We start from the raw sequence: 11951 nt of genomic DNA, 5'->3' as shown, positions 1-11951 counted from the left end.
CAACACGTTTCAGTTTTGTGTTTGAGCTGGGTAGTCTGGCCGAGTGCCAGAGGTCACCAGTACACAACCCGCGATCGACGGGTGGTTCGCCACCGACTCGACTCCCGACGGGGCCGCCCATCCCCATCTGATCGGCAGCAAGTGCCCAGCATGCGGAACGTATGTCTTCCCGCCGCGGGAGAACAACTGCCCCAACCCGGCCTGCGCCAGCGACACGCTGGAGCCCGTCGCGTTGTCGACCCGCGGAACGCTGTGGAGCTACACCGAAAACCGGTATCCGCCGCCCGCGCCGTACCCCGCCGCGGACCCCTTCGAGCCGTTCGCGATCGCCGCGGTGGAGCTGGCCGACGAGGGAATCATCGTGCTGGGCAAGGTGGTCGAGGGCACGCTGGCCGCCGACCTGAAGGTCGGCATGCAGATGGAACTGACGACCATGCCGCTGTTCACCGACGACGACGGTGTCGAGCGCATCGTGCACGCCTGGAAGGTGGCCTCATGAGTACGCCCGAACCGCTGTACATCCTCGGCGCGGGGATGCACCCCTGGGGCAAATGGGGTCGCGACTTCACCGAGTACGGCGTCGTCGCCGCGCGCGCCGCGCTGGCCGAAGCGGGGCTGGACTGGCGGCAGATCCAGCTGGTCGCCGGCGCCGACACCATCCGCAACGGTTACCCGGGCTTCATCGCCGGGTCGACATTCGCGCAGAAGCTCGGCTGGAACGGCGTGCCGGTCAGCTCGAGCTATGCCGCCTGCGCCAGCGGTTCGCAGGCGCTGCAGAGCGCACGGGCCCACATCCTGGCCGGGTTCTGCGACGTCGCGCTGGTGATCGGCGCCGACACCACGCCGAAGGGGGCGTTCGCGCCGGTCGGCGGCGAACGCAAGAACGACCCCGACTGGCAGCGGTTCCACCTGATCGGTGCGATGAACCCGGTGTACTTCGCGCTGCTCGCGCGCCGGCGGATGGACCTGTACGGGGCGACGTCTGAGGACTTCGCCCAGGTGAAGGTCAAGAACTCGCAGCACGGCCTGCAAAACCCGAATGCCCGCTACCGCAAGGAATCTTCGGTCGAGGACGTGCTGGCCAGTCCGGTGGTCTCCGACCCGCTCCGTCAGCTCGACATCTGCGCCACCTCCGACGGTGCCGCCGCGCTGATCGTGGCGAGCGCGGACTTCGCGCGCAAGCACCTCGGCTCGCTCGACGGTGTTCCCTCGGTGCGCGCGGTCAGCACGGTGACACCGCAGTACCCGCAGCATCTGCCCGAATTGCCGGACATCGCAACGGATTCCACCGCCGTGGTGCCCGGACCCGAGCGGGTGTTCAAGGATCAGATTCTCGACGCGGCCTACGCCGAAGCGGGCATCGGGCCCGAGGACGTGAGCCTGGCCGAGGTCTACGACCTGTCCACCGCGCTGGAACTCGACTGGTACGAGCACCTGGGGCTGTGCCCCAAGGGTGAGGCCGAGCAGCTGCTGCGCAGTGGCGCCACCGCCATCGGCGGTCGGGTGCCGGTCAACCCGTCCGGCGGGCTGGCCTGTTTCGGTGAGGCCATCCCGGCTCAGGCGATCGCCCAGGTCTGCGAGCTGACCTGGCAGCTGCGTGGCCAGGCCACCGGCCGGCAGGTGGAGAACGCCACGGTCGGCGTCACCGCGAATCAGGGCCTGTTCGGCCACGGTTCATCGGTGATCGTGGCCCGTTAGCTGCTTCTCGTCCCGTCGAGTGTGCACTCAGGCCGCCCCTAGTTCACACTCGGCACCGCCACCGCACACTCGATGGGGCGAAGGGGCCTCGAGCGGCTAGCCCAGGGCCTCGTCGGACTCGCCGCCGAGGGTTTCCAGCACGACCTCGGCCACCCGCTTCATCGTGGTCCGCCGATCCATGGCGGCCCGCTGAATCCACTTGAACGCCTCGGGCTCGGTCATCCCCTGCTTGGACTGCAGCAGGCCCTTGGCGCGCTCGACGACCTTGCGTGTCTCCAGCCGATCCGACAGCGTCGCGACTTCGCGTTCCAGCTCGGTGATCTCGCCGAAGCGACTGACGGCCAGCTCGATGGCCGGGATCAGGTCGCTGATCGTGAACGGCTTCACCAGGTACGCCATCGCCCCGGCATCGCGTGCCCGTTCGACGAGGTCGCGCTGGCTGAACGCGGTCAGCACCACGATCGGCGCGATGCGTTTGCTGGCTATCTCGGACGCGGCGTCGATGCCGTCACGGCGCGGCATCTTCACATCCATGATCACGAGGTCGGGCTTATGGAGCTCGGCCAGCTCGACGGCTTCCTGGCCGTCGCCGGCCTCGCCGACGATGTCGTAGCCCTCCTCTCGCAGCATCTCGGCCAAGTCCATACGGATCAGCGCTTCGTCTTCCGCGATCAGGACCCGGCGCGGCACAGCGGCGTCGGTGTCGGTCGTGGGGCCTGTCATGACAGACATTCTCTCGTGGATCGCGACAACCAGCGACATCGGGGGCGGTGAGAGCGGATGACGGCACCGATCCTCTATGGTGGGAGGCCGCAAAAGGTAAACACCAAGTAGAGCCCTCGTATCCCAACTGGCAGAGGAAACGGATTCAAAACCCGTCCAGTGTGAGTTCGAATCTCACCGAGGGCACCTTAACTTGACACAGAACGTGGCTGGTAGGGCTATGTTTTCATGTTTGCTGGATTCCTGCATCACCCCCTCGTGCCCACATTTTGCCCACAGTTTCAGATAACTTGTCGGCAACTGCAGTGAAGTCGTCGTCGAACAAATCCGCGTAGACATCAAGGGTCATGGCGGCCGACGCATGTCCGAGCATCCGCTGAACCCCCTTCACGTTCGCCCCCGCCGACACCGCGAGCGAAGCTGCGGTGTGACGAAGCGCGTGGGCAGTGATCCTCGGAAAAGTCTTGTCCACCTTCTGACAACGCGCGACCGCGCCGGCAAGCCACGACTTGCTCGTCGGGGGCGCTAGGTAACCGCCATCGGCCGCCGGCCAGATCAGGTCCTCGCGCTCCTTGCCCCCACAGGTGGCGGCCAACTCATCGAGGACGAACTGTGGCAGCGCCACCGTACGGCTGAGCCCGGTCTTGAGCGTGCCAACGTGAGTGCGGCCGGCGACCGCCACCGCGTTCTCGTGCAGCACGACGCGCCGACGCAGGAAATCGACGTCGCGCACGCGCAACGCCGCAGCCTCGCCCCACCGCAGACCCACAGTCCCCAGTAGCAGCACCAGCGACCCATACCGACCCGATTCGATTGCCAGGCAGTGGAGTTGGTCAGGTGTCAGATAGACATTTGGCCGCTTGGTTCGGCGTGGCAATTTGACTCCACGAGCAGGGTTCGCGGCAATCAGCCGATCGCGCGCTGCGTCGTCGAGGATGCCGGCCAGCACTGAATAGACCGTGATGACCCGCGACGCGCTCAACTTCTTCGCGAGCTCAGCGATCCACGCTTGGACCGCCGTGTGGCGGATGTCGGCGAGTTTGGCTGCACGCCAACGCGGTTCGACGTGGACGCGCCACGCGTTTTCATAGGAGCGGTAGCCACTGGGCTTCATGTGCCCTTCTTTGCGCGCTAGCCACGCTAAACCCAACTCTCCCACCGTGACCCGACCGAGCGACGGCGCCACATACTCTCCGCGAGCCTTCGTTACCTCGACGCTGTTCGCGAATGCCTCCGCATCGCGCTTGGTTTTGAAGCCCCGTTTGTCCGTTTGGCCGCGGCCAGGTGTGCGGTAACGTACGCGGTAAAGCGTTGTGCCGCTTGTCGTCTGGTACTTGCTAATCGTCGCCATGGGCCCAGATCTCCGCCTCGGCGAGTTTGGCGAGTTCTCCCCCGCGCCGAGTGAACCGCGGCAACAACTCGTCCAACTCGGCCTGCATCGCGCGCGTTACTTGTGCACGCTTTTGCCGATTCGCATCGGGCCCGGCACGACGGTCGCGCTCATCACTAAAAGTCTTCTGCCACAACCTCAATGACAGAGCCGCCAGAACCCCAGGCTCAACACCAAGTCGCTTCGCTTGCCTGCGTTCGGTCAATCCAGCACGCCGCGATAGGTCGGCAACAGCGTCGATGACCACTCCCTGGGTCTTCACTTGCGACCGCATGGAGATCGGCACCCCGAGCGTCTCAAGAGTGGCGACGTGACCCCGACACGCGTCCGCTAGGAATCGTCCCGAAACTTTGAAGGTGTCGGTGAGCATCACCCAGCCATCGCTGACGACGAGGTCGGCGAGATTGATACCAGCCGGGCGCCCAGCCTCGCCCCTACTTTCCGGCAAATCCTCTAATGCCCACTGCAGAGCGATGGCCACCGTCACGACGGTTGCAAACTTCGGCGCCGAGCGTCCAGCCTCGAAATCCCCTACAGCAGAAGCCTTCCAGCGCAGCCCGAGATCTCGCGCGTACCTCGCCAGCTCGTCTTGGGTGATGCCGATCTGAGCGCGCAACCGCTCACAGTTCTGGCCGACAACCTCGGCGAAGGATCGCGACTCTCTTGGCATGACACAGACCATAACTGATATTCCCGTGGCTTGACAGTACTTGCGCCTATGTGATTCCGTATCTCACGACACGTAAATTTCCGAGGCTAGAGAAACGGCAGGCGGCATGAAGGCATCACCGACGTCCATTCCAGTTGAGATCGACACCGCGCTTCCCGGTCAGGTGGCTCCGGTGCTCGGTACGACCGAGGCGGGGTTAGCACAGATGCGATACCGAGGCACTGGCCCACGATTCGTCAAAGTCGGCCGGAAGGTCGTCTATCGGTGGTCCGACGTCAGGACCTACCTCGAAGCAAACACCGTGCAGCGCACCGACGATCCTCGCGGAGTTGGTGTCGCCTGATGAACGACCGGGAAAGCGGACCACCAAACGAAGAAAAGGCCCCGAGGGGCCTGATCGACAGTTTTCGTGGCCACCACACCACATCAACCAACGGTCCTGAGTATAGGCGACGTTATGCAGCGAAGCTGCGGGCGACGCCGCTTGGCGCATGCAGCTGTATTCGTGACCCTGAGTTCGATCGCCATCGCTGCGGCAGGAACATCACCGACGCGCAGGTCGATGGCGCTGCAGCCGCGCTCAATCACCTGGCCACGCTCGGATATCCCGGCATAGTCGACATCGACACCTGCCGGGGGCTTTGGCGGCGCGGACACAGGGCGTTGGCGGTCGACTACTCAACCCGACCGGGGGCAGCGTGAGCGCCGAAAGTCATCTGAGCGAAGATCCGCAGCCGGACAATTCCCTACTGGCCGAGGTGATTACCGCCGCGGAATTGCACCACGAGGTTTTCCCTGAGCTCGTCCAATTCGTGCACGGTGTGATCATCGAGGGCTTCGGTATCGTCGCCGGTCCTCCGAAGCTCGGGAAGTCCTGGTGGACACTCAACATCGCGTTGGCGGTCGCAGCCGGCGGCCGGGCATTCGGCAAGATCCCCGTCGAAGCCCGCGACGTTCTGCTACTTGCGCTAGAAGATTCACCGCGGCGACTCCAAGGACGCATTCGGGCGGTTTGGGGCGCTGAACTCCCACCGAATCGGTTGCATATCCTGACCAAAGTCCAACCGGGCCTTCTCATTCCAACGATGTGCGAATGGCTCGCTGGTCACACTGGCGGCTTGATCATTCTCGACACGTTGGGTCGGGCACGACAACAGCGCCGCCGCACCGACGACGCTTACCTGGCTGATTACCAGGCAGGCGTCGAGCTGAAGAACGTCGTCGATGCGTTCCCAGGCTCCGCACTCCTCGGCGTCCACCACACTCGCAAGGCATCGTCGGATGACTTCGTCGACGACCTCTCGGGCACCCTCGGCCTTGCCGGCAGCGCCGACTACATCCTGGTCTTGCGTCGCCAACGCAACAGCGACGAGGCCACATTGCAGGTCACGGGACGCGATGCACCTGAGGGCGAGTATGCGTTCACCGTCGCACAGGGAGCTTGGGCGCTCAGTGGCAACGAGCTGTCCGAAGCTGCCAGCGAAGCCCAGAAGCGCCGCGATAGCAAGCGATTGGGGCAGCGGGCGATGGATGTCATCGCGGTGGTCGAAGGTAGAGCTCCGGCCAATCACACCTCGGCCGCCGATGTGGCCGAGAAGCTTGGCATCCCCAGCGATCAAGCGCGCGTGTACCTCAACCGACTGGCCGACAACGGCCGCATCGCCAAAGTGGCAACTGGTGTGTACACGGCTGTTACGACCGTTACGACCGTTACGCCCCAATTGTTCAGGGGCTATGCGGAATCCGATCACGCCGTAACTACCGATAAAGCTTCTCCCGCGCCGACTGTCACGACACCCGAACCCGGAGTGACCAGGCGAAACGGCCAGCTCGTAACGGACGTAACGGACGTAACAAAGAACGGCGACTCAACCACTTCAACAACTCCGTCACAGTCCTGTGCATGTGGGGCCGAGCTAACCGCAGCCGCATCGATCAGATACGGCGCCTGCCAAGAATGCCGACTACCCGATCCGGGCCAGCCTCGAAAGGAAATCGCATGACCGACCTGCCGCCTGAGGACGACTATTCACTGTTCGCCTATCTGGAAGTCACGATCGGCGAAGACCCAGGCGACCTGGGCGAGGACGAACCCGAGCCGAGGCCGCTTTGCGCGAATTGTGTGCGTGATTTGCCCGAGTCCGGGAGCCCTCTCTGCGCGTTCTGCCGGGTGATCCAGCCATGAGGGGCGTCGCCGATCTGCTGAATTTGCGGTGGCGTTCGACGCAGCTTCTGATCGCACACGAGAAGGGCGACCAGGCCGCGGTCCGGAGTCTGCACGCGGCGATGCGGATCGAAGGCCTCAGTCCCGGCGACGTTGCCGACGAGACCGCGCTGTTGCTGCATCAGTTCGGTCACCGGCCGGTTGTGGTCCTGCGCGAGGAATCCAACCGGGTATGGCGGAAGCTGCAGGCGCTGACATGATCGAACGCGTAGCCGGAACCTTAATCACGCCCGACGACGCGGATTACGTGCTGCGCGCGCTGCAACTGTTGACCGATCTGCTCGGAAAGCAGGGGTCGCGTCCGACTCCAAGATTGGCCGCCGTGACCGATCGAATCGCCAAAACTGTTGTTTCCACTGACGTTTCACGGCCAAACGTCAGTGGAAACGTCAGAAATCCACGGGTGCAACCGAATTCGGGCGATGATACTGGCTATGCGCTCATCGACACCGCCGCCGCAGCCCGCATCCTGGGCTGCACACCGGGCAACGTACGGGACCTCCGCAGGCGTGGTGTGCTCTCCGGTTACCGCGTCGGCGGACGGTGGGCATACCCGGCCGAGGCCGTCATGCGACGCGCAGCGGAGCGGTGACTATGCCTGACGTGTCGACCATCCGCGGCGTGGAGCTGATCAACGTTGGCTCCTGGGACGCCAGCACCGGCCCGTTCATCGTGACACCGGCCGCTCTTGAGTCTGCGGTGGCCGCGCACCGCGCCGGGGTCTTACGCAAACCGGTCCTGAAGATCGGGCACACCGACCCGCGATTTGACGGTGACAGGTTCGACGGTGACCCGGCCCTCGGCTACGTCGACAATCTGCGAATCATCAACGGCGGAAACACCCTGCTCGGCGACTTCGTCAATGTGCCCGCGGCGCTGGCTTCCCTGATCCCGTACGCCTACCCGGACAGATCCATTGAGGGTCTGCAGAACTTCACCGCACCGGACGGCACCACCTGGCCGCTCGTCCTGACTGGCCTCGCGCTACTCGGCGCCACGGCCCCCCGCCGTAAGCAGCCTGCAATCGCTGCAAGACGTCGGCGCCCTCTACGGCGTCGCGGCCAAAGCCATCACGATCCGCTCCACCATCAACAGCCGGGACCGCGACCGCGCGGTAGCCGTCGCCGCCGCCCACAGGCAGCGGACCCACCGACTCACCACAATCTGAAAGGCAACAATGTCAACGACAATCACCACAAACGTAGGGATCTACGCCCCAGGGCGCGACATCAGCGGCGAAGCCACGGCCGCCATCACGGCGAAAACATTTCTCGCAACCACCGGAAGCCGCCCCCCCGGAGGCAATGTCGCGGTCGCGCCCGCCACGGCCGCCGGCCGCGTCTGCGGCGTGGCCCGCAACGACGCCCCCTCGGGACAGCTGGTGACCATCGCTCGCGGTAACTCCCGCGTCGTCAAAGTCACGGCCGGCGGTGCCATCGCTGCATTCGCCGAAGTCGAAGTCGGCGCCAACGCCAAAGCCGTCACCAAAGCGACTGGCATCGCTGTCGGATACGCCCTCACCGCCGCCGCCTTGGGCGACGACGCCGAGATCTCGCTCTACTGAAAGGAATTGAGCTCATGCCTACACTCTTGCCAACACTTTCAGGCCGTCAACTCACCGTCGACGTCACACTCAACCAGCCGAGCATCATCCGCAGCCGAATCGCTAAGCTGACCGACGACCAGATCATCCTCGACAAGCTGTTCCGCGGCTACGGCGGCCAGGTCGAAGGCGGCGGCATCCTCTACAGCGTCGTTCAGGCCAGCGACTTTTACACCTCCGACGTGGAAAAGCGAAGCCCCGGAGCCGAATACAAGGTCGTAGAGGGCGTCGACCCCGATCCCAAGTTGGCCCTTGTGTCCGACTGGGGCGGCAAATTCCAGGTTTTCCAGGAGCAGCTCACCCGCAACAACGTCTCCTACATGGATCAGCAGACCACGCAGCTGGCCAACACCATCAGTCGCAAACTCGATGTGGCCGGCATCGCAGCGGTCGAGGCAGCGATCGACGCCAGCAACACCGTCACCGGAAACACCTGGGAGAACCTGGTCTTCGTCGGCCCGCTCGACAGCATCACCGCCAGCGCCGACCGACCGACCGCGGACCTGTCCGCCGCCCAACTCGCCTCGGATCTTCAAGAACTCGGCGTTCGGCACAACCTGCTCATCGTCCACCCAAATCAGGCGCACGCCCTGCGGGTCGCCTACGGCGACGGGCTCGACGACATGCTGAAATCCGCGGGCGTGGAACTGTTCTCCAACCCGCGCATGACAGCAGGCACCGCCTACGTATGCGAGCGCGGCCAGGTCGGCACCATCGGCTTCGAATTCCCGTTGACCGTTGACATCTGGGGAGACAAGGGCACCCGCTCATGGTGGGTACAGGCCTACGTCGTCCCCGCATTCGCCGTCGACCGACCATACGCCCTAAAGAAATTGACCGGACTCGCCGGTAGCTGACCCCGAAAGGACACCACAACAATGCCTCTCACATTCGACGACACACAATCCGCTCAGCTGCTGCAGGCGATCGGCCTACCCGAAGACACCACCGACCTGGACCTCGTCCAAGCCGCCGTGGCAGACATGGCCAAGGCATCAGGTGGTGACCCCGTAGCCGCCGCAAAGCGGGCCGGCCTGGCCACCATCGACCCCGAGTCACTCGTACAGCTACGCGCCGATGCACAACGCGGCCGGGACATCGCCGCCGCCGCAGCCCAACACGAGATCGAAGAGAAGGTCGAAAAGGCAATCCACGCCGGAAAGATCCCGGTCTCGCGCCGGAAACACTGGGTTCAGCTGATCGGAGCAGACAAGGGAATGGCCGACGTGCTGGCCAGCATGCCCGACAACCTCATCCCGATGGAAGAAATCGGACACGGCGTCGGCGTCATGGAAGGCGACCAGCTCGCCGAACGCGCCGACTGGTTCCACTAGGCCCGTGTCCGACAAGACCTCCCGCGCGACCCCTTTCCCGCGCGGCAGGACCGGCCGACCCGTCGCAGAGCGACACCCGCTTGCTTTCGTTGGGGAACTGAGTAGCGGGCACACGGTGCGACGGGCCGGCCGGCACCACATACAGCCACAACCGGCCCACGCAAATACCGAACACGCGCGGCCACGCAAACACCGACCCTTGCCCCACCAACCAGTCCAGCAAACACCCAATCAGCCCACCACCCGGATGGGGGGGTATCCGAAAGCGACCGCCCATGGTCGCGGATTTTTACATACGGCCCCAATACATTTCGATGCAGACCCATGGATGCGCCTGTTTCCGCTGGTGAAATCCTTGTTAAGGACCTCTCCAAGGAGGGCGACAAGGCTGAGTTGACGGTCTTGATCGTTGAGGCGGGTCGGAAGACTGAACGGCTGGCCAGATTGAACGATCTGCTGACCGGCGAGCAAACATTTTGGGCGCACGACGGGCCGCTAGCTCGTGGCCACGTATCAACGTGGCCGGACCTCCGCTGAACCGGACGGACCGAGGTGTCTAACCTGCTCTTGTCGAACTGTCTTGGGATGCAGAGCTACCCGATACTGTGCAGTCTGTGAGCGATCTGCATCCATGGCGAGTTAGATGGTCGAACTTTCGCGGCTACGAGAAAAGCCCCCTAATCGAGTTGCCTGCCATGACGCTCCTCATTGGACGCAACAACGTCGGAAAAACGACCGCTTACGCACCGTTGCTTCTACTTCGTCAGACTCTAGGCGCGCGTGACCCGAGAACCGCGCTCTTGTTCCGCGGTGACCTGATCGACTTCGGTAGCTACACGGATGTCGTCACTGACCATGACAGCAGTCGGCAAATTGAGATGTACCTGGATTTTGGGCCGTCCGGTGCACGGCACCGGCCCCGCGGCGAGGGAGCCAACGCAAGTTCGCTAGATGTAACGTTTGCCCACAGTGAGGAGCATGGCGCTGACCTCGTCAGATCGGCAATTCTAGACGATCGAGACCGAGTGGTAGTCAGTCGCACCTTGCAGTCATCCGGCACATACAAGGTGGTTTCGCCTTTGCTTCCACGCAATAGTGACGTCGGCCGACCTTATCGGGAAGTAAGCCGACTCCGATCGCTGCTTCAAAGTGAAATGCCTGAGGGGTTTCTATTCTCGGGCTTCGGAGGTGTTCTACTACCGAGCGACTGGCGCGAAGACGAGGATCGCTGGGAGAAGGTTCAAAGATGGTATAGAGCCAGTAGCGACTTGTTCGAGGTCTATTACTACGTAAACGATCATATTAAGCGAACACTTCATAATATCTCGTATATCGGACCTCTGCGATCGTCGCCACGCCGATCGTATTTGCTATCAGCCGAACCGCCGGTAGATGTTGGTCGGGACGGTCAATGGGCATCCGAAGTTTTATATCAATCGTCTCTGATAGAGACGTCTGACGTTCTTGCGCGCACAAATATCTGGTTGACGAAACTTGGTTTCGGCGAACTCAGTTTCGCAGGCTGGGGCGAGTATTTTCAGGTATTTGTCCAGAAATCAGGCTCGTCCGTGAAAATTAACTTGGCTGATTGCGGCGTGGGGCTGTCTCAACTGCTGCCGCTTCTGGTGCAGGGATGCGTCATGAAAGCAGGGCACACTCTGATTGCTCAACAGCCGGAGATACATTTAAATCCCGCGCAACAAGACGTCATTACTGACTTCCTAGTAGAGATTTGCGCATCGGGCCGCCGCGTAATTATCGAGACGCACAGCGAGCACATTCTTACGAGATTACGCCGCAGGATAGCGGAGGCCCAGACTCTCTCGAATGATAAAGTTGCACTTTATTTTACCGAGAGCGATGGCGACAGGTCTTCATTGCGACGTATCGACATTGGAGAGTGGGGTGAAGTGAATGCAGAGCAATGGCCACGGGGATTTTTTGGCGAACAGCTAGAGAACTCGCTTCAAATGGCGCTAGCGCAATCGCAACGCAAAAAGCGATCGAGCGTCTAGAGTGAACGAGATTGTCATAGATGCTAATGTATTTGTTCACGCCCTGAACCCGTCAAACGACTTTTTTGAGTCCGCGCGGGAGATTATTTCACACCTTGTCGACTCACAACTGGTGCTGGCCCTGGATCGCACCGGAAAAAACTCATCCGCGGAGTTGGCTAGCCATTTGTACTGCGAGTACACACGATCGCTACCTAGCTCCTGCCTTTCGACTTTAGTGATTGCGACACTTTTAAGTACTGGACGCGTTGTATTCTACGATCGACCACCGCGAGAGGTTTGGTTGCGATGCAA

16 protein-coding genes and 1 tRNA gene are annotated in these 11951 nt (G+C 62.6%); 14 read left to right on the top strand and 3 right to left on the bottom strand.

The features are described 5' to 3' along the window. The first annotated feature begins 43 nt into the window (after positions 1-43). Together MAAFP003_RS11850 and MAAFP003_RS11845 are read left to right on the top strand one after the other, a co-directional pair. Positions 44-499: a Zn-ribbon domain-containing OB-fold protein gene (locus tag MAAFP003_RS11850; protein ID WP_096287131.1), complete on the top strand. Its 456-nt coding sequence runs from the start codon at positions 44-46 to the stop codon at positions 497-499. Further along, the gene (locus tag MAAFP003_RS11845; protein ID WP_096287129.1) at positions 496-1698 is read left to right on the top strand and encodes a lipid-transfer protein; all 1203 of its coding nucleotides are present in this window, start codon (positions 496-498) and stop codon (positions 1696-1698) included. The genes MAAFP003_RS11850 and MAAFP003_RS11845 overlap by 4 nt, the downstream gene beginning before the upstream one ends. Before the next feature lie 96 nt (positions 1699-1794). Here the strand turns inward: MAAFP003_RS11845 and MAAFP003_RS11840 are convergent, their stop codons facing one another. Next, complete coding sequence (locus tag MAAFP003_RS11840) at positions 1795-2421, bottom strand: ANTAR domain-containing response regulator (protein WP_096291076.1); 627 nt, start codon at positions 2419-2421, stop codon at positions 1795-1797. 112 nt (positions 2422-2533) lie between these two features. Here MAAFP003_RS11840 and MAAFP003_RS11835 point away from each other — a divergent pair. Continuing rightward, a tRNA-Leu gene (locus MAAFP003_RS11835) sits at positions 2534-2607 on the top strand. Positions 2608-2647: 40 nt separating this feature from the next. Here the strand turns inward: MAAFP003_RS11835 and MAAFP003_RS11830 are convergent. Continuing rightward, positions 2648-3772 (bottom strand): tyrosine-type recombinase/integrase, encoded by a 1125-nt coding sequence (locus MAAFP003_RS11830; protein WP_096287127.1) that lies wholly within the window; start codon positions 3770-3772, stop codon positions 2648-2650. Then, entirely contained in the window at positions 3759-4481 is a 723-nt protein-coding gene (locus MAAFP003_RS11825; RefSeq protein WP_133160843.1) for a helix-turn-helix domain-containing protein, read from the bottom strand. Before MAAFP003_RS11825 ends, MAAFP003_RS11830 begins: the two co-directional genes overlap by 14 nt. 106 nt (positions 4482-4587) lie before the next feature. On the opposite strand from MAAFP003_RS11825, the gene MAAFP003_RS29550 reads away from it, so the two are divergent. The 11 genes from MAAFP003_RS29550 (at position 4588) to MAAFP003_RS11775 (ending at position 11657) form a co-directional block, all read left to right on the top strand. Beyond that, positions 4588-4824, top strand: a complete 237-nt coding sequence (locus tag MAAFP003_RS29550; RefSeq protein WP_096287123.1) for a helix-turn-helix transcriptional regulator — start codon at positions 4588-4590, stop codon at positions 4822-4824. After that, a complete protein-coding gene (locus MAAFP003_RS29150; protein ID WP_165796355.1) occupies positions 4824-5183 on the top strand; it encodes a hypothetical protein in 360 nt (119 codons plus the stop codon). Before MAAFP003_RS29550 ends, MAAFP003_RS29150 begins: the two co-directional genes overlap by 1 nt. Next, on the top strand, positions 5180-6484 hold the full coding sequence (locus MAAFP003_RS11815) for an AAA family ATPase (protein WP_165796354.1): 1305 nt from the start codon (positions 5180-5182) through the stop codon (positions 6482-6484). The genes MAAFP003_RS29150 and MAAFP003_RS11815 overlap by 4 nt, the downstream gene beginning before the upstream one ends. Next, positions 6481-6666 carry a hypothetical protein gene (locus tag MAAFP003_RS11810; RefSeq protein ID WP_096287119.1) on the top strand — a complete coding sequence of 62 codons (186 nt, stop codon included), beginning with the start codon at positions 6481-6483 and terminating at the stop codon, positions 6664-6666. Before MAAFP003_RS11815 ends, MAAFP003_RS11810 begins: the two co-directional genes overlap by 4 nt. After that, positions 6663-6905 (top strand): hypothetical protein, encoded by a 243-nt coding sequence (locus MAAFP003_RS11805; protein WP_096287117.1) that lies wholly within the window; start codon positions 6663-6665, stop codon positions 6903-6905. The genes MAAFP003_RS11810 and MAAFP003_RS11805 overlap by 4 nt, the downstream gene beginning before the upstream one ends. After that, positions 6878-7297: a helix-turn-helix domain-containing protein gene (locus tag MAAFP003_RS11800; protein WP_243393882.1), complete on the top strand. Its 420-nt coding sequence runs from the start codon at positions 6878-6880 to the stop codon at positions 7295-7297. Before MAAFP003_RS11805 ends, MAAFP003_RS11800 begins: the two co-directional genes overlap by 28 nt. A gap of 585 nt (positions 7298-7882) precedes the next feature. Next, entirely contained in the window at positions 7883-8269 is a 387-nt protein-coding gene (locus MAAFP003_RS11795; RefSeq protein ID WP_096287113.1) for a capsid cement protein, read from the top strand. Positions 8270-8283: 14 nt separating this feature from the next. Next, the gene (locus MAAFP003_RS11790; protein ID WP_096287111.1) at positions 8284-9165 is read left to right on the top strand and encodes a major capsid protein; all 882 of its coding nucleotides are present in this window, start codon (positions 8284-8286) and stop codon (positions 9163-9165) included. A 21-nt stretch (positions 9166-9186) separates the two neighbouring features. After that, positions 9187-9642: a hypothetical protein gene (locus MAAFP003_RS11785; RefSeq protein ID WP_096287109.1), complete on the top strand. Its 456-nt coding sequence runs from the start codon at positions 9187-9189 to the stop codon at positions 9640-9642. Positions 9643-9966: 324 nt separating this feature from the next. Continuing rightward, complete coding sequence (locus MAAFP003_RS11780) at positions 9967-10179, top strand: hypothetical protein (protein WP_096287107.1); 213 nt, start codon at positions 9967-9969, stop codon at positions 10177-10179. 77 nt (positions 10180-10256) lie between these two features. Further along, positions 10257-11657: a DUF3696 domain-containing protein gene (locus tag MAAFP003_RS11775; RefSeq protein WP_133160842.1), complete on the top strand. Its 1401-nt coding sequence runs from the start codon at positions 10257-10259 to the stop codon at positions 11655-11657. Positions 11658-11951: the final 294 nt, after the last annotated feature.

Origin of the sequence: Mycobacterium ahvazicum, assembly GCF_900176255.2 — a bacterium.
GTDB classification, from domain to species: domain Bacteria; phylum Actinomycetota; class Actinomycetes; order Mycobacteriales; family Mycobacteriaceae; genus Mycobacterium; species Mycobacterium ahvazicum.
This window is presented reverse-complemented; position numbering and strand designations above follow the sequence as displayed.